Source organism: Henriciella sp. (genome assembly GCF_029937755.1).
Taxonomy (GTDB): domain Bacteria; phylum Pseudomonadota; class Alphaproteobacteria; order Caulobacterales; family Hyphomonadaceae; genus Henriciella.
The window spans coordinates 479034-505605 of the sequence record NZ_JAPYPG010000001.1 but is presented as its reverse complement, the minus strand read 5'-3'; the positions used below and the strand labels follow the sequence as shown (position 1 = coordinate 505605).

Here is a 26572-nt window from a genome sequence, read left to right as displayed (position 1 = left end):
CGCTCATGATCGAGACGGCGGAGCAGATCAAAGAGGCGCGCAGACAAGCGGCCTGGGCGCGGGTGGAGCAGCTGGTGACAGCGCTGCTCGCCCTACTCACACGCGCCGGAATCAGAACTGGGCTGGAATCGGAACGTTTCTGGACTGTGTCCGGACCGCTGGCGCCATGGCTGCGGCGTGAGGCGCTGGCCATGGTTCAGCTGGCCGAGGGGCTGGTGCGGCGGCTGATCGCGATCCTGGCGTTGAGTATGACCCCGTATCAGCCTGTGGCGTCACAGCGCCCGGGCTCAAGGCCGCAGGGGCTCGCCCGCAGCCCTGAGCCCGATCCATCGCGACGCGAAGCGGAGCGGGGATCAAGGCTGAACCGCACGCCCGCCTTCAAACTCTTCGAATATGTCCCGCGCCTTGGCGCCGGGATCGTGGATGCCGACACGCCGGAAGGCCGGGCCATCCTCATCCGGCGCCTGTCACAGCCCAAGGGGCCACCGCGTCCGTATCGGGCCGCCTCGCTGTTGCGCCGGATCGCGGCGCTCGAAGGCGTGCTGAAACACCGCCGCCGTGCCGCGCACCGGCTCAATCGCTGGCTGGCGAAGAAGGCGCACGGGGCCGCGCGCAAGCTGCACAATCTGAGGGGCGGGGCGCCGCCCGGCCTGTTGCGACTGCACACTGCCGAGGGAGCTGGGCCGGGGAGTTTGCCCGGGAGGTCTACCGGCTCGCTTGGGCGCGGGCCGGGCCGGACCTGTTCAGGCCCGCGACCCTCCATCCGTCAGACCCGCCCCGCAAACACGGGCGCGGACCCAAAACCGTGCCTGTCGAAATCAGGCCGCTCCGCCCATGGCACCTGCGCTGGGAGTGACTAGTCCAGGTCGCGCTTCACTTCGGGCCGGTTGAAGATGGCGTCCATATAGCTCGCCTCGTCATAGGAATGGTCGGCGATGAAGTGGAGCTGGGGCGTGAACTTCATGTCGATCCGCTTGCCGAGGTGCCCGCGGATGAAGGCGGAGGCCCGGTTCAGCGCCTTGGCCAGCTGGTCCTGCGCGTCCGGATCGGTCTCGCCGAGCGGGGAGCAGAAGACGTGGGCGTGCTTGAGATCGGGCGAGGTGCGCACTTCGCCGATAGTGACATTGACGCCGTTGAGCTCCGGGTCGCGGAACTCCTCGCGCATGAAGATGTCGGTGAGGGCATGGCGGACGAGCTCGCCGGCGCGCAGCTGGCGCTGGGACGGCTCAAGACTGGCCGGATCGGGCTTTCTTTTCTGGTTGCGCGCCATCGGGGGCTCCTTCTTGCAGCCGCGATTTGAAGGCGCGGGCCGACGCCTTGTCGCGGGCGAACCACTTGTCCGGCACGATCAGCGGATCGGCGCCGTCAAATGTGACCAGCGTATAGGCGCGCCGTGTCGTCACTGTCCGGATGGCTGACCAGGCAATACACGTCTCGACCGCGCCTCTGGTGATGTGGACACCCTTGGGGCTGAGGTCAATGTCTGTTTCAGCGGCCGTCTCGGCGGCGCGCCCGGCCTGGTGGCGGTACGACCAGCGCACGAAGATGAGGTACCAGACGATGCCCGCCATCGCGGCCAGCAGCGAGGAGAGGAACCAGATCCAGTAGTCCGAGACCGGCGTCGCATCCAGCGTATTGCGCGCCATCAGCGCCATGCCGGCCGAGATCACCGGCGCGGTCACACCGGCATAATAAAGCGCAGTCGGGCCGATATTGGAGGAGCGCGTCTCATTGACGAGGCGCTTCATGTCCTTGTCCGTCAGGGTCCCGCTGACCCGGCAGCTGGGGCCGATATCATTGGCGGCAATCGGGTGCGGGGAGGGGGTGGTCATGACTGCTTATGAGTGTCTCACGCGAAGCTTAACCGGAAATGGAAAAAGCCGGGAAAACTCCCGGCTTTCTCGTCCCTCTGGGGGTGTTCTTGCAGTGAAGATCAGTCGAGCTTGCGGTCGATCATCTCGACCTCGAAACACTCGATCTTGTCGCCTTCGCGGATGTCTTCATACTTCTCGAAGGCCATGCCGCACTCCATGCCGGACGTGACCTCGGCCACCTCGTCCTTGAAGCGTTTCAGCGTCTTCAGCTTGCCTTCGTGGATGACGACATCGTCGCGCAGCAGGCGGACACCGCAGCCGCGCTTCACCGTGCCTTCGCTCACCTTGCAGCCGGCAACCTTGCCGACCTTGGTGATGTTGAAGACTTCCAGGATATCGGCATAGCCGATGAAGGTCTCGCGCTTCTCCGGCGCCAGCATGCCCGACAGCGTGTCCTTCACGTCGTCGATCAGGTTGTAGATCACCGAATAGTAGCGGATCTCCACGCCTTCCTTCTCTGCCAGCTCGCGCGCCTGCTTGTTGGCGCGGACGTTGAAGGCAAAGACCGGGGCGTTCGAGGACTTGGCGAGCAGGATGTCGCTCTCCGAAATACCGCCAGCGGCGCCATAGAGGACGTTCGCGCGGACTTCGTCGGTCGAGATACCCTCGACAGCCTGCGTGATCGCTTCGACGGACCCCTGCACATCCCCCTTCACGACAAGCGGAAGTTCGGAGACTGTGGCATCGTCCTTCATCGAGTTCATGAGCGACTCGAGGGAGGCCCGGGCGGAGGCTACGCCGGTCTTCTGGCGTTCGGCGCGGTTACGGTACTCAGTGATCTCGCGGGCGCGGGCTTCAGTGTCGACGACATTGAACATGTCGCCAGGCTCCGGAGCGCCGTCGAGGCCGAGGATCTCGACCGGAACGGCCGGACCGGCGTCCTTCAGCTGCTGGCCGCGTTCGTTGATCAGAGCGCGGACCTTGCCCCACTGCTTGCCGGCCACGACGATCTCGCCGCGTTGAAGTGTGCCGCGGTTGACGAGCACGGTGGCCACAGGGCCGCGGCCCTTGTCGAGTTGCGACTCCACCACGATGCCGTCTGCTTCGCGATTGGGATTGGCCTTCAACTCAAGAAGCTCGGCCTGCAGCACGATTGCTTCGGTAAGTTCTTCGAGACCTGTACGCTCGGTTGCAGAGACCTTGATCGCCTGGACATCGCCGCCCATCGCTTCGACCTGGATGTCGTGCTGGAGCAGTTCGGTCAGGACATTGTCCGGATTGGCATCCGGCTTGTCGCACTTGTTGACCGCCACGATGATCGGCACGTCAGCCGCCTTGGCGTGTTTGATCGCCTCAATGGTCTGCGGCATGACGCCATCATCAGCTGCCACAACGAGGATAACGATGTCGGTGACATTCGCACCGCGAGCCCGCATCGAAGAGAAGGCAGCGTGGCCCGGAGTATCAAGGAAGGTGATCTTGTCGTCAGACGGCAGCTGCACCTGATAGGCACCGATATGCTGGGTAATGCCACCGGCTTCGCCTGCCACGATGTCTGTGGAGCGCATTGCGTCCAGAAGGGATGTCTTGCCGTGGTCGACGTGACCCATGACGGTCACGATCGGCGCCCGCGGCTTCATGTCCTTCGGATCATCCTCGTCGCCCTCAAGCCCGATCTCGACGTCGGCCTCCGAAACGCGCTTCACTGTATGGCCGAATTCCTCGGTGATCAGTTCGGCGGTATCGGCATCGACGATATCGTTGGCACGCATCATCTCGCCTTGGCGCATCATGTATTTAACGACGTCAGCGACGCGTTCATTCATGCGCTGTGCAAGATCCTGAAGTGTAATGGATTCGGGCAGAGTGACCTCGCGTGAAACTTTTTCACGCTCTTCGCCACCCGACTGCCGACGTTCGCGTTCACGCTCGCGGGCACGGCGAACCGATGCCAGCGAACGCTGGCGGTCGCCATCATCGCCAAGGGCGCTTGCAATGGTCAGCTTGCCTTTGCGGCGTTTGTTTCCACCGCCCTTGCCGCCAGCCGCGGAATCGTCAAAGTCACGATCGTTCTGGCGTCCCTTGCGGGATTTCTTGCCGCCGCCACGGCTCTGGGCCGGTTCGGGTATCGGCATGTCTGGCGCAGGGGCAGCGCCTGGCGCTGGCTTGGCACCGCGATCGTCGCGCGGAGGGCCGTCTTTCTTCTTCTTGGCTTCGGCTTCTTCCTTGGCCTTGCGCTCTTCTTCCTCGGCCTTGCGGCGGGCCTCGGCTTCTTCGCGCTCCTTGTCCTCCTGGACCTTGCGTTCCTGCTCGGACAGCAGACGCTCGCGTGCAGCTTCCTGGCGCTTCTTCTCAGCTTCGCGCTGTTGCTCGGCGTCACGGCGCTGCAGCAGCACTTTCTGCCGCGCAACCAGTTCCTCTTCCGTGATCCCGAGTTTCTTCGCGGCTTCAGCGAGCTTGGACTGCTGTTTGCCACCAGAGGACGCACCGGAGCTGGAGGCCGGCGGCTGCTTGCCACCACCCTGACCGGATCCGCCCGGTCCAACCACGCGGCGCTTCTTGGTCTGCACGATCACTTGCTTCGAGCGGCCATGGCTGAAGCTCTGCTTCACTGTGCCGCTCGATCCGCGTGAAACCGTCAGAGGTTTGCGTCCGCCCGTATTGCCGTTGTCTTTCGTATCGCTCATGCGACTCCGTATATCTGCGTTTTTATCGGCAGGGGCCATCCCCTGCCGTTGTGTCTTATCGAATCCGACCGGAGAACCAGTCTTGTTCTGGTGCTGCCCGGAACCCTGTCAGCCGTTTATAGGCTGTAGCAAACGAGTCCGACAGCGAGCCTTCCTGAAGCAGGGCATGTATCACACGCTCCCTGCCAAAGGCCATGCCCAATTCAGCAGACGTCAGTGCGCCTGCTGTTCTGGGAGTGTCATACAGCGCCTTGGCGAGAAAATGAACCTTGTTACGGCCATCCTCGCTGCCATCGGCTGCTTCAAGGAGGTAACCGGGCGCGCTACCTCTTAGATAGTTACGAACCTGGTCAAATCCAAGAATGGCTACACCTGCCTTGCGAGCCATGCCCAGCAGGCCAATGCAGCGATTGGCCAATTGTGTCTCGACCATGTCGGCAAGCCCGTCGGCAGGGGCAGTTTTCACCTTGAAGGCACGCGAGAAAGCGCCCTTCTCGACGGCTTTTTCGACCGTCTCCCGGTTCGCTGTGACCCAAGCGCCACGTCCGGGAAGTTTTCCGGAAGCGTCCGGAACGGCGATCCCGTCCGGTGAGCGCACGAAGCGGATCATGGCTTCCTGGGGCAGGCTTTCTCGTGTGACAATGCACTGGCGATGGGGGGCATCGCCAGTGGGCATGTCCTCGCGCGCCGTCAGGCGCTGGTCAGGTTCATTCCTTGGGCTCGGCATCATCGCCGTCCTCTGATGAGGTTTCCTCGGACGCGTCCTCCGCAGCCAGGGCATCAAGGTCGAAAATCAGTTCTTCCTCGGCGAGCTCTTCGCTTTCGTCACCACCCTTGCCAATTTCGCCGAGCGCCATCAGCGCACGCTCTTCCTCAGACATGTCGGAGGCTTCGCCAGCGGCTTCGGCGGCCATGTCGGCCTGCAGCTGCTCAAGCGTTTCCGGTTCGATCCAGCCGGCAGCAACCCGGGCCCGCATGATGAAGAGTTGGGCTTCATCCTTGCGCATCTCGCCCTTCTTCAGGATGCCATCCTGGAAGACAGGCTTTCCATCCGGGCCGGGCTCGCGCCAGCCCGTGATATCGTCAGGTACGAGGCCAGCCACATCTTCGACGGTGAGGATATCGTTCTCGCCAAACTTCACGGCAAAGCCGACATTCATGCCCTCAAGCTCAAGCACATTGTCCTCAACACCCAGTTCCTTGCGGCGGGCATCCTGTTCAGCGGCGAGATTGTCGAGATATTCGCGGGCACGTTCCTGGATCTCGGCGGCGACCTCAAGGTCGAAGCCTTCGATCGAGATGAAGTCTTCCGGAGAAACGTAGGCGATTTCCTCGACCGTCTCGAAGCCTTCAGAGGCCAGCAGCTGTGCCAGCGTTTCGTCGGCATCGAGCGCCGTCATGAAGAGTTCCGTGCGCGCCTGGAAGTCCTTCTGGTAACGCTCGGAATCCGCTGTCTCGGTGACAAGGTCAATCTGCCAGCCGGTCAGCTGCGAAGCGAGACGGACATTCTGGCCGCGCCGGCCAATGGCCAGCGGGAACTGATCGTCGGCGACGACAACTTCGACGCGTTGCTCATCCTCGTCGAGAACGACCTTGGAGACCTCTGCTGGCTGCAGGGCGTTCACGATGAAGGTCGCCGCGTCATAGTTCCACGGTATGATGTCGATCTTTTCGCCCGACAACTCACCAACGACGGCCTGGACGCGCGCACCGCGCATACCGACACAGGCACCGACCGGATCGATCGAGCTGTCATTGGAGATCACGCCGATCTTGGCGCGCGAACCGGCGTCGCGGGCGCAGGCGCGGATTTCGATGACGCCGTCATAGACTTCCGGCACTTCCTGGGCGAACAGCTTGACCATGAAGTCGGGATGGGCGCGCGACAGGAAGATCTGCGGACCCTTGGTCTCACGTGAGACCTTGTAAAGATAGGCGCGCACGCGGTCGTTCGGCTGAAAGTTCTCGCGCGGAATGCCGTCATTACGGCGGATGATGCCTTCGGCGCGACCGAGATCGACGATCACGTGGCCGTACTCGACGCGCTTGACGATGCCATTAATGATCTCGCCGACACGGTCCTTGTACTCACCGTACTGGCGCTCACGCTCGGCATCACGCACCTTCTGCATGATGACCTGCTTGGCGGTCTGGGCAGCGACGCGACCGAAATCGAAGGGCGGGAGCTCTTCCTTGATTTCGCCGCCGACCTCGAGGGTGTCGTCGATCTTCTTGGCATCGGTGAGGGAAATCTGCTGGGCAGGGTCCTCGACCTCATCGTCTGCAACGACGGTCTGGATGCGCCACAGGGTCTGCTCGCCGGTGTCGGCGTCGATCAGGGCACGAATGTCATGCTCCTGGCCGTAGCGCGACTTGGCAGCCTTCTCGATGGCTTCCTGCATCGCCTCAATGACGATGTTACGGTCGATCGCCTTTTCCTCGGCAACCGCCTTGGCGATCTGCAGGATTTCCAGCCGGTTGGCTGATACGCCGACTGCACTCATCTCGTTGCTCCACTTTCTTCTTCGTTATTGTCTTCGTCTTCCGAGTCATCGACATCGAGACCGGAGAAATTTTCGTCATCGGGCTGCGGTGGCAGGCCGCCCGAAGCCTTGGCGGCTTCGATCAGCTCATCGGTAAGCACAAGGCTCGCCTTGGACATTTCATGCACCTGGGCGACCAGTTCGCTTTCATCATCAAGCTCGATCGCGACGCCGTTTTCGTCTTCCCTTTGTATCACACCCTGGAAGCGGCGCCGACCATCGATTGGCATGGCAAGCTCCACCTTGGCGAGATGGCCTTTCCAGCGCCCGAAGTCGCCTTGGCGCGTCAGCGGCCGGTCGATACCGGGCGTTGACACTTCGAGACGGTATGGATCGCTGACCGGGTCAGCAGCCTCCAGAACCGGGGAGATCCCGTGGGACAGGTCAGCGCAATCCTCGACATTGGTCGGGGCGCCGTCAGCCTTCTCCGCCATGATCTGCAGCGTCGGGCGCTTGCCGCCCATCAGGCGCACGCGCACGATCTCCATGCCGAGGCCGTCTGCAACGGGCTCGATCAGGGAGAGAATGGTCTTTTCCTGCTGCGAGAGCGCGATCACGGAAATTGTCTCCGGGGCAAAAGAAAGCGGCGGACCCGTTGCCGGACCCGCCGCCGATATTTTTCGACTTGGCGCCTAGATAGTATCGAAGGCGCTCAATGTCTAGAGAAGTTTCAGGTCCACAGCCGAGGTCTTGTTACGACGCTCGTCGGTATAGAGCTCGTACTGAATCGGCGCGTCTTCGGCCAAGGTGCGCATGCCCGACTTTTCAACCGCCGAGATGTGCACGAAAACGTCTGAACCACCAGCGTCAGGCTTGATGAATCCATAGCCCTTCTGGTCGTTGAACCATTTCACTTTTCCGGTTGCCATAGTGGCTACTCCAGTCTTCTCCCCGCGCCGGACCCGCACCGTGCGGACGGTCACGAAGGGTCTCGAAATAACGGGGGAAGAAAGTCAGGCCGTCGGTCCGACGGGGTCTTGGCATTCAGACCGACCGGTATATTCGATAGCGCGAGTATGCCTGAAGTGCAGGCGTGGCGCAAACACGTTTATAGGACCGCAGCAAGTCGCGTGCTATTCAATGTGAAAAATGACTTCCTGAATGAAGTTTTTCTGAGACGTTCTGCATGTCACTCCCGGGGTGCCGCTCTCGACAACCCACGTCCACTGGCTGATTGCATCGATTGCTTCGTCTTCGAATTGTCCGGCAGGAACGGCCGCGAGGATTTCAAGATCGCTGACTTTTGCGTTTTCTATATCAACCCTGAGCACGACTGATCCAAATTGGCCACGATAGGCATTCATGCCGCCGTATTTTATGGCTGGTTTCTTGTCGAAGTGTCCGCTGCAAAAGGGGAGGTCTCCGTGCGAATAGTCATCCTCAGTGCCCGGTCTTCTCCAGATGGCTGCCCCGGGTGAAAGCGCTTCGCGCATGAGGGCGCGCTGGTTGGCCTTAAGGGCGACCACATCCTCTTCGGGCAAGTTGCTCCATCGGCGCTCGGAATAGCCGGAATCAAAATATGCCATGAGGGCATTTTCCCAGGCGAGGGTCAGATAGAAATGGTCGAACAGCCAGTCGGGCTTGGGAACAGTATACTGGCCAATCAGCTCCGAGACGGCCACATGATGTTCCGCCATGGCGATGACTTCATTAGCCGAAGGTGTGGCATTGAAGTCGGCGATAATCCGCATCATTTCCGCCTCGCTCCATTGCTGGGCGATTGCCCCGCGAAACGGTTCAAAATGGGTGCTTGCCTCGTTGGCGGACTTCATCGCTTTCGCCCAGCGTTGTTTGCTCGCATCATAGGTGTAGCGATGCTGAAACGCCGCGAGCGTCAGCGTGCTTAGGTCACCCTCGATAAACGGGACAAGCGCTTTATCCAAGGCTGCACGGGAGGCACTCGATGGCTGGGTGCGCCAGCGTGCGAAAGCATCTACCAGAGCCACCTCAGTTTTGGAGACTTGCCCATCCCCGCCGGCGTGGGAAGAGATCCAGTCAGTTAAGCTCAGCGCGGATTTGCAATCGCCGTAGAGACAAAGCGTCTTGGCCGCTTCGAGCGCGAGCAGCGGAGCGTCGCGCCGGGAACTCTCGGCGATGGCAGTCTGGCCCAGAACTTCGGCTGTCTGCAGCTTTGCTTCGGCATCCCCACCGGTCATGGCTGCGTTGTATGCCTTGATCGCGTCGTTGGTGTCACGCGCCGACACAGGTAGTGCCAAAAACGCCAGAATAATCAGAATGGTTATCGCCAAAGCGTAACTTCTCATTGCTCGCTCCCTTACACCCTTGCTGCAATTAGTGCAGCGGCGGGGGAGATAAATCAATCTGTGATTATTCCGGACCTGCTATACGAAAGTCATAGAAAACAGGCGCGATGTCGCCGAGGTTCTTGGACTCATATCGCGTACGGACATGGTCTTCCGGCGGCGTGCGCCAGTCATCCGCCTTTTCGGCGAGCCAGACAAATCGCCCATGGGCGAGAAATTTCGCGAGAGCTTCATCGGCATAGGAGCGCACATCCGTGGCAAAACGGAGCTCGGCGTCTGGCTTCATAACGCGCGCCAGCTCATCAAGAAAATCCGGTTGAATGAGACGGCGCTTGTGGTGCTTCTTCTTGGGCCACGGATCGGGGAAGAGGATGAAGACGCGCTCGAGGCAGGCGTCAGGGAAGTGCTCGATGAGTTGGCGGGCATCCTCTGTCCAGAAGCGCACATTGGTAAGCCCGTCTTCCTCGACGGCAGTCAGGCATTTCGCGACGCCTTCGACAAAAACTTCACAGGCGATGTAGCCGACATCGGGGTTGGCCTTCGCCTGCGCCGCCACGTGCTCGCCGCCGCCGAAGCCGACTTCAAGCCAGAACCGATCAGGGCGGTCCCCGAAGGCCGAGAGCGGATTGCCTTCGACCGGTATAGCGACTTGTGGCAAGCGCTCGTCAATCAGCCTCTGTTGACGGGCCGATAGCGGACGCCCGCCGGTCCGTCCGAAAGTCCTGATGGGGGTATCCTGTCTGTCCATGGGGCGGGCGTTCCTGTGGCGACGGTCGAGCGTGTGACCGGCCAGCTAACCAATTCTCAATCAAGGTGTGGCCTTATCCGGGCAGGCAAGCGGCTTCAAGCCGCAGATGCAAGCGTAGAGGGTGTGATGGACAATATGGGAGCAGATCAGGGCGTTCCGGGACTGGTCTCAGTGATCATCCCCGCTTTCAACGAGGAGGCGAGCGTAGACAAGCTCCATGTAGAGATCCTCGATGTCTTCGCTGGTCTCGACCGCGATGTAGAGATCATCTTCATCGATGATGGCTCGAGCGACGCCACGCCCGAGCATCTGCGCACGCTGTGCGCCGGTCATCAAATGACCCGCCTGATTTGTTTTCGTCGCAATTTCGGGAAGGCTGCAGCCCTCGATGCCGGCTTCAATGTCGCGCGTGGTGAAATCATCTTCACCATGGATGCCGACCTGCAGGACGACCCGGCAGAGATTCCCCGCTTTCTTGAGGCGCTTGATTCTGGTCTCGATGTCGTCTCTGGCTGGAAGCACCAGCGCAATGACCCTCTGGATAAGACGCTTCCATCAAAAGTCTTTAATGGCGTTGTCGGGCATTTGTCCGGTGTCAGCCTTCATGACTTCAATTGCGGCTTCAAAGCATACCGGTCTAAAGCATTGGCCGGTCTGCGCCTGTACGGCGAACTTCATCGTTTCATCCCCGTCATCCTGCATTGGCAGGGCTTCCGGATCGGTGAGATCGCGGTCAATCACCGCGCTCGCCAATACGGCAAATCGAAATATGGAATGGGCCGCCTGTTCAAGGGCGGACTCGACTTCCTCGGCGTGATGCTCAACACGCGTTATGCGACGCGCCCGCTTCATGTTTTTGGTGGGGCCGCTTTCCTCTTCGGCGGGATCGGCTTTGCGATCCTGTCCTACCTTACGGTTCTGTGGTTCGTGGGCGCCGGTCCGATTGGCGATCGGCCCTTGCTGATGCTGGGCATACTGATGGTGATGACGAGCTTTCAGTTCGTCACGATCGGCTTGCTTGGAGAATTCATCCAGCATCAGGGCGCTGACCGCAAACGCTACACCATCCGCAGTGTGACGAATTTCGAAGACGGCCAGATGACACCTGAGCTTTCCCGCAAGCTGCGCGACGCCGCGACGATGATGAAGGAGGTCCAGTCAGCATGGACGCAACAACAATCCGGCACGACACAACCGAGCGCCACGTCGCAAAGTACGCCAACAAGAACCCGATCCACCGGCTGAGCCTCGGTCGCTTCCACGACCTGGTCGCGGAGACCGTTCGTGAGGTCGCACCCAGCTCCATTCTCGATTTCGGGTGTGGGGAGGGATTCGTTCTCGACGAGTTGTCTGAGCGCGGCGTATCGCTGAAGGGCTATGAAGGGCTCGACCTTCGTGAGGATGCGTTGGCAGCCGCACGAAGCCGTTGGCCCGAACAGCGCTTCACTTGCGCAAACCTGTTCGACGGCGCACTTGATGAGCGCCGCTATGACATGGTGATGTCGCTGGAAGTGCTCGAACATCTGTTTGAGCCCGAGAAGGCGCTTGAGCGCCTGGTCACGCTTTGCTCGGGTAAACTGCTGCTTACAGTCCCGAATGAGCCGTGGTTTCAGCTGGCAAATCTTGCTCGTGGTCGCGACTTCATCCGGCTGGGAAACCATCCCGAACATATCAATCACTGGAACGCCAAGACGTTTGCGGCCTTCGTCGGCGAACATGCTCGCGTGATTAACGTAAAGACGCGCTTTCCTTTCGTGATCCTGCTCGCCGAGCCTAAGTGAGCTGGCAGGAATGAGTGACGAAACCGTCGATTTCGGTTCACCGGTTCGCGAAGGGCAGGGTTGGGGCCATTCGCTTATAACGCCAGCGAAGGGTGCATTGGCGCTGGTTCTCGTCCTTGGCGTTTTGACACTTCTTTTTCCGATCGGCCTGGTCCGGGACTATTTCAACCATCTTGCGCGCAACCACATTGAGTCCGCGATCTGGTTCGACGCAGATATCCAGCAGCACTACCGGCTCTCCTTCGACGTCATTCCGGACATGACGATGGATCTTGTCGTACCGTGGCTGTCATGGCTCTTTGGGACGTGGCGAGCGGGCGCGCTCACCATATGGCTCGCTCTTGTCCTGCCCGCGCTCGGAGGGATCGCGATTGCCCGCACGGCACATGGGCGTGTGACCTGGCTGGCCCTTGGAGGCTTTCTCGCCGCATTCAATGTTGGCATGGAGTGGGGCTTCGTGAACTACGTTGCTTCGAGCGGACTTGCCCTGCTCGCTTTTGCCGTGTGGATGCGGACGGAACCGGGCCTGAAGCGTACGCTGATGTTCGCGCCGCTCGGCCTGCTTCTGGCGCTCAATCATGCGCTGGCTTTCCTGCTTTTTGGTTTTCTCGCAATGGTCTGGGAGCTGGCAAGCTTCGCGGAAGGCGAACGTGGCGCGCGGTGGCCTTTCCTGCGCCGCGCAGCGACGCTTGATCTGCCCGCGATGCTGCCCGGTATCGCCTTGATCATCCTTGCCACGCTTGGCGCATCAGACCTGCCACGCGGAACGGCAGACTTTTTCTCACTGCCGCAAAAAGCCTATGGCTTCTCCTCGGGCTTCTACTTCTTCAATTCGACAGTGGGCTTTGTCGCGCTTCTGGGTGTCTGTAGTCTCGCGGGTTGGCTACTGGTGAAGCGCTATATCGAGTTGCCGCGTAAACTCACTTGGGTTTGCGCGGGACTGCTTTTGCTCAACATCGTGATCCCAACCAGCGTGCTTGGGATCTGGGGGCTTCACCTGCGCTTCGTCCCGCCGCTGGTTATCGTCTTTTTCGCAAGCGCCCAGTTTACAAGGAAGGCACCCGTCATGGCGAGACAGGTCTCTGGCGTCGTCATGTTTGGCCTGGGGACCATGATGTTCCTGAATGGCGCAGTCCATATGGCGCAAACGGACTCGAAAGCCGACGAGGTGCGCAGTCTGCTCTCCGCCATGCCGCGCGGTGCACGCATGCTATCAGCTTACGATGCAGGGCCGGGTTTCGACCTTCCCTTTGCCATGCATGCGAGCGGCATTGCTGTCATCGAGCGCTCCGCCTATGTCCCGGGGCTATTCACGAATACGTCGCCCGTTGATGTCGCCCTTTCGAATATTGAAATCCACATGCCCCAGTCGCTCCCTATTGGTGTGGGGGAACTGGAGGCAGCCGCGAGACGTCCATCCGCGCATTCCGAGAATGGCTACTGGTCTTTAGGTTACGCGGATAACTGGCCGGAACGCTGGGACTACCTGCTCTTCTTCAAAGGCAGTCCCAGCTCCAGCCTCGATGGTTTGCCGGTGTGCGAGCGCGCCCGCAGCGACAACGCCATCCTTTACAAAACGGGCCGCTGTTAGCCGGCAAGGTCCTTCAGATCCTTGACGAGGTCGGTTTTCTCCCAGGAAAAGCCACCCTCATTGTCCGGTGCCCGGCCAAAATGGCCATAGGCGGCGGTGCGGGCATAGATCGGCTTGTTGAGGCCGAGCGTGGTGCGGATGCCGCGCGGGGAGAGGTCCATGATTTCCATGAGACGCTTCTCGAGCTTGCGCTCGTCTGTATTCGCCGTGTCGTGCAGGTTGATGTTGATCGACAGTGGCTGGGCGACACCGATCGCATAGGACAGCTGCAGCGTACACCGCTTGGCGAGGCCGGCGGCGACCACATTCTTGGCGAGATAGCGGGCCGCATATGCGGCAGAGCGGTCGACTTTCGTCGGGTCCTTGCCGGAGAATGCGCCACCACCATGCGGTGCGGAGCCGCCATAGGTATCGACGATGATCTTGCGGCCGGTAAGGCCGGCATCGCCGTCAGGGCCGCCGATCACGAACTTGCCGGTGGGATTGACGTAGAGCTTTTCTTCCTTCGGCAGCCAGCCGTCCGGCAGGACTTCGGTGATGACCGGACGGACAAGTTCGCGCACGTCACTGGCTGAAAGGCCGTCCTTGTGCTGGGTCGAGACGACCACGGCGTCAATGCCAATCGGCTTGCCATCCCTGTAGGCCATGGTGACCTGGCTCTTGGCGTCAGGCTCGAATTCCGGGCGTTCGCCGGAATGGCGAAGCTCGGCCATACGCTTCAGGATGCGGTGGGAAAACGAAATCGGAGCCGGCATGAGCTCATCGGTTTCATCGCTGGCATAACCGAACATGATGCCCTGGTCGCCAGCGCCTTCATCGGTATAGGTTCCGGTGCCTTCATCAACACCGGCGGCAATGTCCTCCGACTGGCCATGCAGCCAATTATGGAGCTTGAGCTTCTCCCAATGGAAGCCTTCCTGCTCGTAGCCGATATCCTTGATGGCGTTGCGCACCACGTGCTCGACCATGTCATCGGTAATCGTGTCGGGCCCGCGCATCTCACCAAGGAGAGCAACCTGATTGGTGGTAGCCGCCGTTTCACAGGCAACACGCACCCGGGCCGGGTCGTATCCGGCTTTCAGCGCTTCCCGGAAATAGAGGTCGACAACCTCATCGGAGACGCGGTCACAAACCTTGTCTGGGTGGCCTTCAGAAACACTTTCACTGGTGAAAAGAAAATCTGCTTCGGTCAAAATAATATCCGGTTGTTAGAGTGAGTGATCCTGCCCTGTTATCGGGTTAGAACGCCCCCGGCTAGGTTCTGTCACGAATTAGATTGCCTGACTGCAGCGGCTGCCTTGATTGTCGCCAGTAGCGTTTTTCGCAGCTCTTCATCCTCAATTTTCTGAAAGGCTGATAGCAGCTCCATGGCCTCCTGGTCCATCAGCGGCAGCGGGGCTGCCGGCTCACTGTCTTCATTAAGCGAGCCATTTGGCAAGGCGAGATAATCCTCAGCGCCTTCGTAAAAATACAGAACCGGCACATCGAGAACGGTGGATAGCTCATAGAGGCGTCCGGCCGAAATGCGGTTCACGCCTTTCTCGTATTTCTGGACCTGCTGGAAGGTCAGGCCGAGCTTTTCGCCGAGTTGCTCTTGGGTGAGGCGTAACTCACGGCGCCGCCAGCGAAGGCGCTGGCCGACGAGATGATCGATCTTGCTGGGGAGTTTGCTCTCAGACATCCGGACCAATTGAGATAATTACGCAACCAGCCTAGCGGTCTAACGTCGCCAGGACAGAAAGGCCAGTACGGCGAAGCCTGTGAGGGTAAGCCAGAACAGGGCGGGCCCGAAGCGCTGATAGGGCGTGGCCGGCAATGCGGCTGGCAGCGGCGTCCTCACCACCGACGAAATCCAGCCATCCGGGTCGCCGGCTACGCGCTGGCCGCGGGCCGTCTCGCGGCCCATACCGTCAACCATCGCGGTCGCGCCGCGGCTTGCCACACGCGCCATGGGCAGGCCGCTTTCTATCGAGCGGTAGCGATTCTGCGCATAGTGCTGGGCCGGACCCATACCGCGACCGAACCATGCATCATTGGAAATGGTGACGATCCACTTTGCCTCGGAGCGCTGCGGCCCGGCCTTGCGGGTGATTTCCGGAAACAGGCCTTCGTAGCAGATGAGCGCGACAAAGGGCGGGAGATTGGCCGGGAAGAGGACCGTTGGTTCGCTACCCGGCTCGAAGCCAGACGTGGCAAGTTGCTGCATGGCGCCTGGAAGGATGCCGGAGATCGAATTGCCAAATGGAATGATTTCGCTTGCTGGCAGCTCACCGAAAGGGACGAGCCGATGCTTGTCATAAAGCGCGATCAGTTCGGCGCGCCCGCTTTCGGTCTGAAGCACCGCAAGGCTGTTGTGATACACGCCCTCGCGCCCGTCGAAGCTGCGCCGCGTCGTGCCCACGATCAGGCTGCGCTGGCCAAGATAGGCGGAGATGACGTCTAGGGCGTAATTATTGGCAAGCAGCTCGAAAGGCAGGGCGCCTTCCGGCCAGACCACGATGTCGTCAGGGTCACTTTCGATGTCGCGAAGGAATTCGCCATAGCGCGCCAGAACCCGGTCGCCCGTGCCCTTGTACTTTTCAGCCTGGGGGATACCGGCATCCATGAGAACGATAGTCTCCTCGCTCATCACGGACGGTTGGGACAAGCGCTGGGCACCCCATGCCCAGCCAAAGCCAGTCAGGACGACGGCGACAAGGACAGGAAGCGCCCGGCCAAGTACGCCGCGTGAATCGCGTGTGTCGACCAGGGCCGCTGGAGCAGCGCAGACAAGCAGGGTGAGCAGGGTCAGCCAGTAGACGCCACCGATGGCAGCAGCCTGTGAAACCGCATGCCCTGGCGCCCACGTCGTCCCGAAAATGTTCCAGGGGAAGCCGCCAAACAGGTGCCCGCGCACAAGTTCGCAAAGCGCGAAGAAGATCGAGAAGATGAACACGCGCGACGGCGAAGCCGACCAGAAAGCGCCAGCCAGAGCTGCCCCTGCACCCCAGATCAATGCCATGCCGCCTGGCAATGCGATCAGCGGCATCCACAGGAAGACGGCATGTTTCTCCGGCTCGACCAGAAAAGGCGAGGTCGTCCAGTACATCCCGATAAGGAAGAAACCGAAGCCAAAGGCCCAGCCACGCATGAACATGGAACGCCCCCAGCGGACCATGCCGCGAGCGCCATCCATCATCCAGATCAGGCCTGTCACGGATACGACCAGGGCTGGAGTCAGGTGGAATGGGGCAAAGGCAAGGGCGGCGAATGCCCCAAGCAGGGCTGCGAAGCCACAAGCTTTCCAGCCTGTCAGCTTTGCGAGTGCTTCATGCAGCGGGCCGAGCGCTGTGAAGCCGTGGCTGCGGATGCCATCCTTCAAGCTTTGCCCTCAGCCGGCAGGTGGCGAACGATCAGACGCTCCACCCGGCGCGCATCGCCGTCGAGGATTTCCAGGTCCGCGCCACACGGATGGCGTAGCACTTCACCGCGCAGAGGGACCTTGCCGGCGATCGCGAAGGCCAGTCCACCCAGCGTGTCGACCTCCACATCGAGGTCAGGGATGTCGAGATTGACGCCCGTCTTCTCCATGAAATCGGAAATCTCCATTCTGGCATCCGCTTCCCAGGCATGACGCCCACGACGGACCACCATAGCCGGGTCTTCGTCGTGTTCGTCCTCAATGTCACCAACGATTTCTTCCATCAGATCCTCAAGCGAGACGAGACCGTCGGTGCCGCCATACTCGTCCACGACGAGCGCCATGTGAATCCGGCTTGTCTGCATTTTCACAAGAAGATCAGCCAGCCGCATGGATGGCGGAACGAAAAGAACGTCGCGGCGCAGGCGCTCCAGCGGACGATCCATTCCATCCCCGCCGCGGGCAATCTCGCCAACGACGTCCTTGATGTGGACCAGTCCGATCGGATCATCCAGAGATTCCCGGTAAACCGGTAGCCGCGAGTGGGACTCTTCGGCGTAAAGCTGGATCAGAGCAGGGAGGTCCGTGCCAAGCTCGACACCAACGATCTCGGCACGCGGAACCATGACATCCGCGACACGCGCTTCTTCGAACTCGGCCAGACGCAGCCGTAATTGCTGGGATGAATGGCGCGCGGGACGAGCGTCCGGAACGGCGGGTTCAGGGTCAGGATTGCGCCGCCGGCGGAAGTTGAAGAACCGCGGACGGCGCCGTCTCTCTCGATCAGTGCTGTCGTTCATTTCCCTACACTTCAGGATTGGGCCGAGTATGGATCAGCGATACCGAGCGTGGCAAGCGCGCGTATCTCCAAGGTCTCCATTTGCCGTGCCTCTGTGTCTTCCATGTGGTCATGGCCGAGCAGGTGGAGATAACCGTGAATGATGAGATGACTGAGATGATCGGCAAGCGTGATGCCGCGAGTCTCGGCGTCGCGGCTGGCAACCCCCAGGCCGATTGCGATATCGCCAAGGAACGGCGCCTCGATTGGGTCAGCCGGAAAGGACAGGACATCGGTGGGTTTGTCCTTGTTTCGCCAGTCGCGGTTGAGGGCGTGCATCTCGGTATCATCTGTCAGCAGGAGAGCCACCTCGCCAGCCTCTGATGTCAGGGCAAAGGCGGCCGACAAGGCGTGTTCGCATGTTTCGGTAAGGCCGGGCAGGTGCGCTGTCCATTCGTCCGCTTCTACGCGCAGGTCGAGGGTGACGCTCATCGGTCTGCTTCGGCATCCTTGTCATAGGCGCGAATGATCCGTGAGACGAGAGCGTGACGGCGAACATCGCTGGCGGAAAATTCGACGACGCCGACACCTTCGACGCCGGAAAGGATCTTCAGTGCGTGAGCAAGCCCCGACGGCGTCTTCGGTGGCAGATCGACCTGGCCGGGATCCCCGGTGACCACCATGCGCGAGTCGCGGCCAAGGCGTGTCAGGACCATCTTGGTCTGGCCGACTGTGGCGTTCTGGGCCTCGTCCATGATGACGAAGGCATTTTTCAGCGTGCGCCCGCGCATGAAGGCAAGTGGCGCCACCTCAATGATCTTCTTCTCACGCATCCGGTCAACCTGATCCGGACCGAGCACTTCGTTGAGCGCGTCCCAGATCGGACGCAGGTAGGGCTCGACCTTTTCTTCAAGATCGCCCGGCAGGAAACCGAGATTTTCGCCAGCCTCGACAGCCGGGCGGGTGATGATCAGCCGTTCCTTGGTTTTCTTGCGTAGCTCAGCGGCCCCGGCGGCCACGGCGAGGAAGGTCTTGCCCGTGCCGGCCGGACCGACGCCGAAGGTGAGGTCTGTGCCCGGACGGGTCAGCAGGTCGATGTAGCGTGCCTGTGTCTTGGTCTGCGGCATGACCGGCACGCGCAAGCCCGATAGAGAGCCATAGCTCTCTGCCGGCGCGCGGGCCTGGTCGATCGCGCCCTCGAAGACGTCTTCCCCGGCTGAGGGATTTGTTTTCAGCATACGCTCGAACGCTGCCAGGGTGGCCTCGGCAGAGGCAACGGCATCAGGGGAACCGGACAGTCTGATGCTGCCGCCCTGGCTTTCGGCTTCCAGCTTGCCATCGATCAGCGCCATTTCCAGCTTCATCAGATTGCGATGTTGCGGACCGCAAATGGCCTGGAGCTGGGACGGATTGTCGGGCGTGTAGAGGCGGGTGATCGTGCCTTTCAAGGTCAGGCAGCCTCCACCGCAGCCGAATATTCCCCGGCGAGCGAATTCAGCGTTGCGCCGACGACCTTCACGTCGACGATCTGTCCGATCAGGTGGCCCGGTGCATCGAAGTGAACCGCCTGCATCCACGGGCTGCGGCCATGCATCTGGCCTTGGTTGCGGCCTTTGCCGGTGACGAGGACCGGGATGGTCTGGCCGATCTTGGAGGCGTTAAATTCGCCCTGTTGCTCGCGTAGGAGGGCCTGCAGGCGTTGCAGGCGCTCATTCTTCACCTCTTCCGGCACATGGCCGAACATGTCGGCAGCCGGCGTGCCGGGGCGCGGCGAGTACTTGAATGAATAGGCAATGGCATAGCCGACCTCGCGGACCAGGTCCATCGTGTCCTCGAAGTCCTGGTCGCTCTCGCCCGGAAAGCCGACGATGAAGTCGGAGGCGAGCGCCATGTCGGGGCGCGCCTCGCGCATCTTGCGCATGATATCGAGATAGTGGTCTGCCGTGTGGCCGCGATTCATCGCCTTGAGGATACGGTCGGATCCGGACTGCACAGGCAAGTGCAGGAAGGGCATCAGCTCCGGCACTTCGGCATGCGCAGCGATCAGGTCGTCATCCATGTCGCGCGGATGGCTGGTCGTATAGCGGATACGGTCGATCCCGCCGATCTTGGCGAGGTGACGGGCCAGCTGGCCAAGCCCCCACTCGCCGTCGCCGTCCAGCTTCGGGCCGGCGCCGTGCCAGGCATTCACGTTCTGGCCGAGCAGCGAGATGTCGCGCACGCCTTGGGCGGCAAGGCTGCGTGCCTCGATGGTGATGTCGTCGACCGGGCGCGACAGCTCTGCGCCACGCGTATAGGGCACGACGCAGAAGGTGCAGAACTTGTCACAGCCTTCCTGCACAGAGAGGAAAGCGCTCGGTCCGTCGGCCTCGCGGGCCTTGGGCAAGGCGTCGAACTTTTCCAGCGTCTCGAACTCGGTCTCCAGCCGTTCTCCTGTCGCGCGGCTGGCGCGGGCAACCATTTCCGGCAGCTTGTGATAGGCCTGCGGGCCAAGCACCAGGTCCACGGCCGGCTGGCGGCGCATGATTTCTGCGCCTTCAGCCTGCGCGACGCAGCCGGCCACGGCGATTGTCATCTTGCCACCGGCGGCCTCTTTCATCTTCTTGATCTGGCCAAGCTCGGAATAGACCTTTTCGGTCGCCTTCTCGCGGATATGGCAGGTGTTCAGCACGACGAGATCGGCATTGTCCGCCGTGTCGACGGGCTGATAGCCGAGCGGGCGCAGCACGTCGCGCATACGCTCACTGTCATACACATTCATCTGGCAGCCATACGTCTTGATGAAAAGACGCTTCGGCTCGGATTGCGAAGTCTGGGTGGTCATGCGCGCGCTTATGACTCAAAAGCGACGTCGGGGCCAGACTCAGGTGTTAGTCTCACCTAGTCCTTCTTCAGCGGAACGCCGTAAAGCTCGAGGCGGTGGTCGACAAGTTTGTAGCCAAGCCGTTCGGCAATCTCGACCTGCAGCTTCTCGATTTCCTCGGACTGGAATTCGACGACGTCGCCATTGCGCACATCAATCAGGTGATCATGGTGCTCTTCCGGCACTTCCTCGAAGCGCGCACGCCCGTCGCGGAATTCGTGGCGTTCGATGATGCCGCTCTCTTCGAAGAGCTTCACCGTGCGGTAGACCGTCGCCAGCGAGATGGAGTTGTCGAGCTCATTGGCCCGCCGGTGCAGTTCTTCCGCATCCGGATGGTCATCAGACGTGGAAAGCACACGCGCAATGATACGGCGCTGCTCCGTCATTCTCAGGCCTTTTTCGGCGCAAAGCTTCTCTAGGCGATCCATGGTTGTTTCATGCCTCCGATTCACCTGTATGTCCAGCGATAGCGCGTGACATGAGGATGGCATCCACACGTGCGCCGCCTGCGCGGAGATAATAGTTCTTCCGTCGCCCATCTTTGAGGAAGCCACTGCTTTCATAAAACTTTATCGCTGCAGTATTGTCGGCGGCGACATCAAGGCAGAGCCTGGCCATGCCATAGGGGCCGAGCAGGGTCACCAGACCGCTGAGCAAGTGTGCAGCAAGTCCATGGCGGCGCTTGTCTGGGGCAACGCACATGGTGAGAATGTCAGCGTCAGGCGGCGTCTTCTGAACGATGATCATGCCTGTCAGGCGGCCATTCTCATCCTCGGCGCCCACGCCGAGTGTAGTGGTCAGCGCAAATGTGTCCTGAAAGGCCCAGGCACTCCAGACCTCATCAGGTGGGAAGCAGAGCGCATGCAGGGCATGCGCAGCAGCCGCATCCTCTCGCGTCAGCAGCCTCAGGGGCTGGGTCACGGGCGCTTGCCGCTAGGTAATGCCGCGTCTGGGGCCCGGACATACACCGGGCTTGGCGGTGCGGCAGTCTCTGTGTCGATGTCGCTTGCGAAAGCACCGGTCCGGGCCGCTGTCGGGGCTGCCTCATGCAGTGTGAGCTGGGGCAAGGCTGCAGCCAGCGCCTCAAGGCCTGTGCCGTAAACAAAGTGAGGGTGTGCCTTCAGCTCGGCGACTAGCTCATCCAGCCCGACTTCCTCGGGGGTGGTGACCGCCCGCCCGGACCGGAAGCGCTGCGCCCAATAACTGATTTCCGGCGGGCGCCGTTTGGCGGGCAGAAGCATAATGGCAGAGCCTTGCTGGCCGGCAGGCAGCGCAGCTTCAAGGCTCGTAACCCCAATGCAGGGACACTTCAGCGCCAGGGCCAGGCCGCGAGCGAACGAAATGCCCACACGCACCCCGGTAAAACTACCAGGCCCTATTACGACAGCGAGGCGATCCAGATCGGCAAGGCTCCGTTCCGCTGAATGGACCGTTTCATCGATGAGGCCCGGTAGCCGGGCATCCTGGCCACGAGCCATCGTCTCCTTCGCCTCTGCGAGGAGGGTGCCGTTCTCGAGAACGGCCACATCACAGGCTGGCCCTGAGGTATCTATCGAAAGGACCAGCATGTGATGCGATCAGAGAATCTGACAGGCTTCGTTAAACGCTAGGCGTGGGCTGCGATCGAAGATCGTGCTGTCATCGCCATGGCCGATCGCACAGAGGAAGTTTGAGCGCCAGTGATGGGTTCCTTCCTTCTCGGCGAAGAACTCGTAGTCCACACCGTCCTGGTTGAAGCCGGACATCGGTCCGCAATCGAGGCCCAGAGCGCGGGCTGCCATCATCAGATAAGCCCCCTGAAGCGACCCGTTCCGCTCGGCATGTTCCTGGCGTGCGTGTGGCTCGGAAAACCACTCCTTTGCGCCGGGATTGTGCGGGAAAAGTTGCGGGATCTTCTCGTGGAACATCAGGTCGTTGGCGATAATACAGACCCACGGGGCAGTCATGCACTTCTCGACATTGCCTTCCATCAGGTGAGGCTTGAGCCGCTGCTTGGCTTCATCCGTGTGAATGAAGACGAACCGGGCCGGACAGCAATTTGCACTGGTCGGCCCCATTTTTGTAAGGTCGTAGACCGCCCGGATCATCGTCTCCGGGACGGGTTTGTCGAGCCAGCCATTATAGCTCCTGCCTTTGCGCCAGATGAGATCAAGCGCGTAATCATTGACTGGGTCGGACATTCCTTACCTCCGGTTGGTTTGGCCTAAAGGGCTGCTTCTACAGCATTCACCTCCGGAACATAGGCCTTCAACATATTCTCAATACCTTGTTTCAGCGTCATCGTCGAAGACGGGCAGCCAGCACAGGCGCCGCGCATTGCCAGATGGACGATACCAGAGTCGGCATCATAACGCTGGAAAGTGATGTCGCCGCCATCCTGCGCAACGGCAGGACGCACGCGCGTTTCGATGAGTTCCAGGATTTCCTCAACGATTTCGGCGGTCTCGCCTTCATAATCGGCCGCAGTCGTCGCACCTTCATCGTTCTGGCTTGCAGATGCGCCGTCACCGATCACGGGCAACCCAGCAACATAGTGGTCCATGATCGCCGCCAGCACCATCGGGCGGACATGTTTCCAGTCTGCATTTTCGGTTTTGGAAACCGAAAGAAAATCAGCGCCAAGGAATACGCGGGTGACGCCATCGACCTGGAAGATGGCCTGGGCGAGCGGGCTCATTCCGGCTTCGGCCTCGCTGGCAAAATCAAAAGGTCCGGTGGACCCGGCCACCGTTTCTCCCGGGAGAAACTTGATCGTGTCCGGATTCGGGGTCGGTTCGGTCTGGATAAACATGGGCGTGCCTGCTCTGTCTGGCTCGCCTCTCAAATGGACGGTCGGAGCCTGCCTTTCAAGCAGGCATCCGTTCAGGAGTCAGTCGCGTCTTCGCTGCTTTCGGCGCCGTCTTCGGTTTTGGCCGCCTCGGCCGCCGCAGCACGGGCCTGCTCTTCGGCAATGAGGGCCGAACCAAGACCGCGGGTCGCATCGCTGGCCTGACGCAGATAGTAGGCCATCATGGCGAGGTGGTCGGCCATCAGGCGGGCATCGCCGGCCTGGCTAGAGACAAAGATTGGGTCCAGTTCGGCGGCCCGCCGCCAGCTGGCCTCAATCTTGTCGAGCCGGCTTTCCACGGAGCTGCGCACTGCAATGTCAGGCTCGGAGACGAGGCTGGCGGTCAGAAGCTGGCTTGCAATCTGCGCCCGGGCGCGGGCTTCGAAGAAGACCTGGATGTCTTCCCTGGAGGCCGGCCAGCCTTCGCGCGTGCCGATACGTTGGCTGAGGCGCTGATAAGAGTCGTCAGCCCAACCTGCAAAAAGAGCGAGTTCGTCAACAACATCCGAAACGCCAGCCGGCTTGCTGGCGAGGTCACGCTCAAGGCGCCCCTCATAGCGTGCCAGCGCTTCTGCGGCGGCTGTGAGGCGCGGGGTCTGATCGAGGCCCTGCTCAGGCATCAGCAGGCGGGCGGCGGCAGAAAGATCGGGGTCGGGATTGCCATCCGGCGTCTCGGACTTGCCGGCCATCAGACGCGCATACTGGCTGAGCGAGGTCGACAGTGCATTCTGCCAGGCGGGCAGGCCAGTCAGTCGGGCCTGCGGGTGCCAGCCCGGACGGTCGGCGGCCCAGCCGGGACCTTCCAGTTCGCGCCCGATCATCGTGACGATGACACCTGTTTCGGGCGAGGCCCAAGGCGATTCTGCTGACAGGATAACCGGGGAATCATTGACGTCATGCGAAGCCATGATCAGCGCCGGATAGAAGCCCACAAGAACCAGCACGGCGAGGATTTGCAGTGTCCGGATAATGCGCCGCCACCAGAGTGAGGCGGTGTGCATCAGGGGAGAAGGTTCTGCTTCGTCGAGATAGGGCGCAGGAAGGTCTGTACCGATAAGCGTCACGGCCGTACCTTCGCGGCGCGGCTGGACGGGCAGTTTTTCAACATTGCTCATCGGCAGTATCTCTATCGTGTTCGGCGCCCCCGCGCTCGTCAGAAAGTGTTGCCGCAGGGCAACATCTTATCAAGCGCTTAACGCATTAAACTTCAGACAAAGATACAGCTGAACGCAAACCATGCGCCAGTTTACGGTAGCGGTGTCTATTCCATGGACTCGTCGATGACGACGAAGCTCTCATCGATCGCCTGATCCGCAGGAATCTCCGCCGGCGGCGGCGCTGAAGCGACCCCGATATTTGCAGTGATCTTCTCGCCAATTCCGCTTTCGCGGCGCTCATAGGCAGAAACGAGCGACGTGTAGGGCGGCACATGCACCCAGCCACTGTCGGCGGTATTCTGAAGCATCTCGAAGTGAAGGTGGAAGGTCGTCGGCGTCCCTCCGAAATCGTTCGAGACATAGCCGAGTTTTTGCCCCTTGGTGACCGTGTCCCCCGCGGAAACCTGCAGGGCGCGCATGTTCATGTGCATGTATTTGTAAACGCGCGGACCGGAGCGCTGCGTCACCGTATAGGTGCCGATCGACTGGATGATGCCGTCTTCCACCGCAACCACTTCGTAAAGGGCGCGTTCGGCCGATGCCGTGCGGCGCAGGTCATTGCAGCCCTGAGCGGTGCCAACACGAATGTCCTGGCCCTGGTGGATGCGGCTGACCGGGCAATAGGGCGAGTTGCGGGTGGAAGACCGCGTTTCGCAGAAATTGTCGCGCCAAGGATATTCGTAATTGCGCGCATCACACTGATCACCGCCCTTGATGCCGCCGCCAAAGCCCCAGACCTGCGACTGGAGGAAGGCTGGCGCCGACTTGATCGGGAAGCGCATGTCCGGGGAGAAAATGGTTTCGGGATCCGAGGTCCCGGTGCCGGACCCGGAGACAAGCTGGCCGGGCTCTACGAAGGAGAAAACCACGGCTGGCTCTGGTTCTTCGGGCGTTTCGGGCTCTGTGACGTCGGTGCCGGTATTGTCGGCCACGTCCGTTGTACCGTTCTCCTCCGGTGTTTCGGTATCGACGGGACCGTCGGTTTCGGGCGATGTTTCGGTATCGTCCTCGGCCCTCCCCTCAGTGTCGGGGCTGTCGGGCTCGGTCGTGTCCAGCTCCGGCACGTCCGAATCGGGCGTTTCCGGTTCGACTGCGTCCGTGTTTTCAGGGTTAGCGTCCACATCATCCGTGTCATCGCTGGGATCGACTGGCTCAGCTGTGTCGAGGTCGCTCTCCGTCTCGGAGGGTGGCGTCGGTGTCTCGATTTCCTCATCGGGGTCGGATGCCTCCGGGGAGGGTGTCTCCGGCTCGTCAGCGTCGCTGTCCCCATAGGGGTCTGTCACGGGTTCGCTGGGCGGGGCAGGGCCTGGTGCGCCGGGTGGCGTTTCGGGTTGGTACTCCCGTCCACGGCCATCATTGGGATAGCGAATGGCATCGCAGGCCGCCAGCGCGATGAGGGTCAGCGCGAGAACAAGTCCCCACCAGAGTTTTGACATCATTGAGTCCCCGAGATCACGATTTCTTCCGCAACGGACATGGCTTCATCTTCCGTGATGCAGCTGCCGCCCTCTGCCCCCGAGCCCAGACATTCAAACTCGACCATATAATCAGCGCCATACCGTGAAAAGGAAACCATCGCGCCGGTGGATGTCTCCACATATCTCATGTCTTCGGACCCGCCCTCGCCAGCGGATCCGCCGGGCACATCGGTCACTTCGTTCGTGCCGTTCACGATAAGATTGTATCTGTCGCCAGGAAACACGGCAAAATAGCCATCCGGGACCGGCCGAAATTGAGGTTGTGGTCCGTCTGCGCTTGCCGGGCGGACCGGGCCTGTTGGCAGAAGGACCGGCACCGGAGGCGCGGAACTGCCACTCTGGATATTAAAAGTGGTGTCGCGTTCGTTGGAAGACGCAAGGTCACGACGGGCTGTATCCCAGTCGATATCGCTCTTCTTTGTGGATGCGACCTTGGCTGTCCCGGTTTCGGCCACATCGACATCTTCCGGTTCGGGTTGGATGTCGATTGTCGCATCATTGCCGCTATTGCTGGTGTCGGCCAGCCCGGTTTCTGTATCCGCAGGCGGCTTGTCGGCTGCGCCATTCGTGAAATCGCAGGCGCCCAATATCAGGCAAACTCCCGCCGTCAGCACCATTCCCACCCGTTCGACCATGGCGTT

The 26572-nt window shown here is 61.0% G+C and carries 28 protein-coding genes; 4 read left to right on the top strand and 24 right to left on the bottom strand.

Annotated features, from left to right (window positions below):
• Positions 1-5: 5 nt before the first annotated feature.
• Positions 6-860: a hypothetical protein gene (locus Q1K29_RS02510; RefSeq protein ID WP_300391189.1), complete on the top strand. Its 855-nt coding sequence runs from the start codon at positions 6-8 to the stop codon at positions 858-860.
• Here Q1K29_RS02510 and rbfA read toward each other — a convergent pair.
• The 9 genes from rbfA to trmB form a co-directional block, all read right to left on the bottom strand.
• Positions 857-1270 carry a 30S ribosome-binding factor RbfA gene (gene rbfA / locus Q1K29_RS02505; RefSeq protein ID WP_300391187.1) on the bottom strand — a complete coding sequence of 138 codons (414 nt, stop codon included), beginning with the start codon at positions 1268-1270 and terminating at the stop codon, positions 857-859. The genes Q1K29_RS02510 and rbfA overlap by 4 nt on opposite strands.
• On the bottom strand, positions 1227-1832 hold the full coding sequence (locus Q1K29_RS02500; protein WP_300391184.1) for a YcxB family protein: 606 nt from the start codon (positions 1830-1832) through the stop codon (positions 1227-1229). Before Q1K29_RS02500 ends, rbfA begins: the two co-directional genes overlap by 44 nt.
• A gap of 101 nt (positions 1833-1933) precedes the next feature.
• Entirely contained in the window at positions 1934-4501 is a 2568-nt protein-coding gene (gene infB, locus Q1K29_RS02495; protein WP_300391181.1) for a translation initiation factor IF-2, read from the bottom strand.
• Positions 4502-4556: 55 nt separating this feature from the next.
• The gene (locus Q1K29_RS02490) at positions 4557-5231 is read right to left on the bottom strand and encodes an RNA-binding protein (protein ID WP_300391178.1); all 675 of its coding nucleotides are present in this window, start codon (positions 5229-5231) and stop codon (positions 4557-4559) included.
• A complete protein-coding gene (gene nusA, locus Q1K29_RS02485; protein WP_300391175.1) occupies positions 5209-7005 on the bottom strand; it encodes a transcription termination factor NusA in 1797 nt (598 codons plus the stop codon). The genes Q1K29_RS02490 and nusA overlap by 23 nt, the downstream gene beginning before the upstream one ends.
• Positions 7002-7601 carry a ribosome maturation factor RimP gene (rimP, locus tag Q1K29_RS02480; RefSeq protein WP_300391171.1) on the bottom strand — a complete coding sequence of 200 codons (600 nt, stop codon included), beginning with the start codon at positions 7599-7601 and terminating at the stop codon, positions 7002-7004. The genes nusA and rimP overlap by 4 nt, the downstream gene beginning before the upstream one ends.
• Positions 7602-7703: 102 nt before the next feature.
• On the bottom strand, positions 7704-7913 hold the full coding sequence (locus tag Q1K29_RS02475; protein ID WP_300391168.1) for a cold-shock protein: 210 nt from the start codon (positions 7911-7913) through the stop codon (positions 7704-7706).
• A gap of 204 nt (positions 7914-8117) precedes the next feature.
• On the bottom strand, positions 8118-9308 hold the full coding sequence (locus Q1K29_RS02470; RefSeq protein WP_300391165.1) for a hypothetical protein: 1191 nt from the start codon (positions 9306-9308) through the stop codon (positions 8118-8120).
• Positions 9309-9372: 64 nt separating this feature from the next.
• Positions 9373-10056 (bottom strand): tRNA (guanosine(46)-N7)-methyltransferase TrmB, encoded by a 684-nt coding sequence (trmB, locus tag Q1K29_RS02465; protein ID WP_300391163.1) that lies wholly within the window; start codon positions 10054-10056, stop codon positions 9373-9375.
• A 126-nt stretch (positions 10057-10182) separates the two neighbouring features.
• On the opposite strand from trmB, the gene Q1K29_RS02460 reads away from it, so the two are divergent.
• From Q1K29_RS02460 to Q1K29_RS02450, 3 genes are read left to right on the top strand one after another with little or no spacing between them, the layout of a single operon-like run.
• The gene (locus Q1K29_RS02460) at positions 10183-11301 is read left to right on the top strand and encodes a glycosyltransferase family 2 protein (RefSeq protein WP_300391161.1); all 1119 of its coding nucleotides are present in this window, start codon (positions 10183-10185) and stop codon (positions 11299-11301) included.
• Entirely contained in the window at positions 11220-11837 is a 618-nt protein-coding gene (locus tag Q1K29_RS02455; RefSeq protein ID WP_300391159.1) for a methyltransferase domain-containing protein, read from the top strand. Before Q1K29_RS02460 ends, Q1K29_RS02455 begins: the two co-directional genes overlap by 82 nt.
• A gap of 10 nt (positions 11838-11847) precedes the next feature.
• Positions 11848-13428, top strand: a complete 1581-nt coding sequence (locus Q1K29_RS02450; protein WP_300391157.1) for a hypothetical protein — start codon at positions 11848-11850, stop codon at positions 13426-13428.
• Here the strand turns inward: Q1K29_RS02450 and metK are convergent.
• The 15 genes from metK to Q1K29_RS02370 form a co-directional block, all read right to left on the bottom strand.
• A complete protein-coding gene (gene metK, locus Q1K29_RS02445; protein ID WP_300391155.1) occupies positions 13425-14621 on the bottom strand; it encodes a methionine adenosyltransferase in 1197 nt (398 codons plus the stop codon). The genes Q1K29_RS02450 and metK overlap by 4 nt on opposite strands.
• Before the next feature lie 71 nt (positions 14622-14692).
• Complete coding sequence (locus Q1K29_RS02440; RefSeq protein ID WP_300391153.1) at positions 14693-15109, bottom strand: helix-turn-helix transcriptional regulator; 417 nt, start codon at positions 15107-15109, stop codon at positions 14693-14695.
• Positions 15110-15148: 39 nt separating this feature from the next.
• A complete protein-coding gene (lnt, locus tag Q1K29_RS02435; RefSeq protein WP_300391151.1) occupies positions 15149-16789 on the bottom strand; it encodes an apolipoprotein N-acyltransferase in 1641 nt (546 codons plus the stop codon).
• Complete coding sequence (locus Q1K29_RS02430) at positions 16786-17628, bottom strand: hemolysin family protein (protein ID WP_300391149.1); 843 nt, start codon at positions 17626-17628, stop codon at positions 16786-16788. Before Q1K29_RS02430 ends, lnt begins: the two co-directional genes overlap by 4 nt.
• 11 nt (positions 17629-17639) lie before the next feature.
• On the bottom strand, positions 17640-18098 hold the full coding sequence (gene ybeY / locus Q1K29_RS02425; RefSeq protein WP_300391147.1) for an rRNA maturation RNase YbeY: 459 nt from the start codon (positions 18096-18098) through the stop codon (positions 17640-17642).
• Positions 18095-19054, bottom strand: a complete 960-nt coding sequence (locus tag Q1K29_RS02420) for a PhoH family protein (protein WP_300391145.1) — start codon at positions 19052-19054, stop codon at positions 18095-18097. Before Q1K29_RS02420 ends, ybeY begins: the two co-directional genes overlap by 4 nt.
• A gap of 2 nt (positions 19055-19056) precedes the next feature.
• Complete coding sequence (gene miaB, locus Q1K29_RS02415; protein WP_300391143.1) at positions 19057-20430, bottom strand: tRNA (N6-isopentenyl adenosine(37)-C2)-methylthiotransferase MiaB; 1374 nt, start codon at positions 20428-20430, stop codon at positions 19057-19059.
• A gap of 56 nt (positions 20431-20486) precedes the next feature.
• Positions 20487-20897, bottom strand: a complete 411-nt coding sequence (locus tag Q1K29_RS02410) for a Fur family transcriptional regulator (RefSeq protein ID WP_300391140.1) — start codon at positions 20895-20897, stop codon at positions 20487-20489.
• Between the two features lie 7 nt (positions 20898-20904).
• On the bottom strand, positions 20905-21390 hold the full coding sequence (locus Q1K29_RS02405) for a GNAT family N-acetyltransferase (RefSeq protein WP_300391137.1): 486 nt from the start codon (positions 21388-21390) through the stop codon (positions 20905-20907).
• Positions 21387-22037, bottom strand: coding sequence for a tRNA (adenosine(37)-N6)-threonylcarbamoyltransferase complex dimerization subunit type 1 TsaB (gene tsaB / locus Q1K29_RS02400; RefSeq protein WP_300391134.1), 651 nt, complete (start codon positions 22035-22037; stop codon positions 21387-21389). The genes Q1K29_RS02405 and tsaB overlap by 4 nt, the downstream gene beginning before the upstream one ends.
• 9 nt (positions 22038-22046) lie before the next feature.
• The gene (locus Q1K29_RS02395; RefSeq protein ID WP_300391131.1) at positions 22047-22649 is read right to left on the bottom strand and encodes a malonic semialdehyde reductase; all 603 of its coding nucleotides are present in this window, start codon (positions 22647-22649) and stop codon (positions 22047-22049) included.
• A gap of 23 nt (positions 22650-22672) precedes the next feature.
• Positions 22673-23260: a NifU family protein gene (locus tag Q1K29_RS18465; protein ID WP_366524149.1), complete on the bottom strand. Its 588-nt coding sequence runs from the start codon at positions 23258-23260 to the stop codon at positions 22673-22675.
• Positions 23261-23331: 71 nt separating this feature from the next.
• Positions 23332-24411: a hypothetical protein gene (locus Q1K29_RS02380; RefSeq protein ID WP_300391128.1), complete on the bottom strand. Its 1080-nt coding sequence runs from the start codon at positions 24409-24411 to the stop codon at positions 23332-23334.
• 146 nt (positions 24412-24557) lie between these two features.
• The gene (locus Q1K29_RS02375) at positions 24558-25892 is read right to left on the bottom strand and encodes a peptidoglycan DD-metalloendopeptidase family protein (RefSeq protein ID WP_300391125.1); all 1335 of its coding nucleotides are present in this window, start codon (positions 25890-25892) and stop codon (positions 24558-24560) included.
• Entirely contained in the window at positions 25889-26566 is a 678-nt protein-coding gene (locus Q1K29_RS02370; protein ID WP_300391123.1) for a hypothetical protein, read from the bottom strand. The genes Q1K29_RS02375 and Q1K29_RS02370 overlap by 4 nt, the downstream gene beginning before the upstream one ends.
• Positions 26567-26572: the final 6 nt, after the last annotated feature.

What these genes read in the sequence shown, in the direction of transcription:
- Q1K29_RS02510 (WP_300391189.1), top strand. Translation starts at nt 6, where the DNA reads ATGATCGAGACGGCGGAGCAGATCAAAGAGGCGCGCAGACAAGCGGCC.
- rbfA (WP_300391187.1), bottom strand. Translation starts at nt 1,270, where the DNA reads ATGGCGCGCAACCAGAAAAGAAAGCCCGATCCGGCCAGTCTTGAGCCG.
- Q1K29_RS02500 (WP_300391184.1), bottom strand. Translation starts at nt 1,832, where the DNA reads ATGACCACCCCCTCCCCGCACCCGATTGCCGCCAATGATATCGGCCCC.
- infB (WP_300391181.1), bottom strand. Translation starts at nt 4,501, where the DNA reads ATGAGCGATACGAAAGACAACGGCAATACGGGCGGACGCAAACCTCTG.
- Q1K29_RS02490 (WP_300391178.1), bottom strand. Translation starts at nt 5,231, where the DNA reads ATGATGCCGAGCCCAAGGAATGAACCTGACCAGCGCCTGACGGCGCGC.
- nusA (WP_300391175.1), bottom strand. Translation starts at nt 7,005, where the DNA reads ATGAGTGCAGTCGGCGTATCAGCCAACCGGCTGGAAATCCTGCAGATC.
- Q1K29_RS02475 (WP_300391168.1), bottom strand. Translation starts at nt 7,913, where the DNA reads ATGGCAACCGGAAAAGTGAAATGGTTCAACGACCAGAAGGGCTATGGA.
- Q1K29_RS02470 (WP_300391165.1), bottom strand. Translation starts at nt 9,308, where the DNA reads ATGAGAAGTTACGCTTTGGCGATAACCATTCTGATTATTCTGGCGTTT.
- trmB (WP_300391163.1), bottom strand. Translation starts at nt 10,056, where the DNA reads ATGGACAGACAGGATACCCCCATCAGGACTTTCGGACGGACCGGCGGG.
- Q1K29_RS02460 (WP_300391161.1), top strand. Translation starts at nt 10,183, where the DNA reads ATGGACAATATGGGAGCAGATCAGGGCGTTCCGGGACTGGTCTCAGTG.
- Q1K29_RS02455 (WP_300391159.1), top strand. Translation starts at nt 11,220, where the DNA reads ATGGACGCAACAACAATCCGGCACGACACAACCGAGCGCCACGTCGCA.
- Q1K29_RS02450 (WP_300391157.1), top strand. Translation starts at nt 11,848, where the DNA reads ATGAGTGACGAAACCGTCGATTTCGGTTCACCGGTTCGCGAAGGGCAG.
- Q1K29_RS02440 (WP_300391153.1), bottom strand. Translation starts at nt 15,109, where the DNA reads ATGTCTGAGAGCAAACTCCCCAGCAAGATCGATCATCTCGTCGGCCAG.
- Q1K29_RS02430 (WP_300391149.1), bottom strand. Translation starts at nt 17,628, where the DNA reads ATGAACGACAGCACTGATCGAGAGAGACGGCGCCGTCCGCGGTTCTTC.
- ybeY (WP_300391147.1), bottom strand. Translation starts at nt 18,098, where the DNA reads ATGAGCGTCACCCTCGACCTGCGCGTAGAAGCGGACGAATGGACAGCG.
- miaB (WP_300391143.1), bottom strand. Translation starts at nt 20,430, where the DNA reads ATGACCACCCAGACTTCGCAATCCGAGCCGAAGCGTCTTTTCATCAAG.
- Q1K29_RS02410 (WP_300391140.1), bottom strand. Translation starts at nt 20,897, where the DNA reads ATGGATCGCCTAGAGAAGCTTTGCGCCGAAAAAGGCCTGAGAATGACG.
- tsaB (WP_300391134.1), bottom strand. Translation starts at nt 22,037, where the DNA reads ATGCTGGTCCTTTCGATAGATACCTCAGGGCCAGCCTGTGATGTGGCC.
- Q1K29_RS02395 (WP_300391131.1), bottom strand. Translation starts at nt 22,649, where the DNA reads ATGTCCGACCCAGTCAATGATTACGCGCTTGATCTCATCTGGCGCAAA.
- Q1K29_RS18465 (WP_366524149.1), bottom strand. Translation starts at nt 23,260, where the DNA reads ATGTTTATCCAGACCGAACCGACCCCGAATCCGGACACGATCAAGTTT.
- Q1K29_RS02380 (WP_300391128.1), bottom strand. Translation starts at nt 24,411, where the DNA reads ATGAGCAATGTTGAAAAACTGCCCGTCCAGCCGCGCCGCGAAGGTACG.
- Q1K29_RS02375 (WP_300391125.1), bottom strand. Translation starts at nt 25,892, where the DNA reads ATGATGTCAAAACTCTGGTGGGGACTTGTTCTCGCGCTGACCCTCATC.
- Q1K29_RS02370 (WP_300391123.1), bottom strand. Translation starts at nt 26,566, where the DNA reads ATGGTCGAACGGGTGGGAATGGTGCTGACGGCGGGAGTTTGCCTGATA.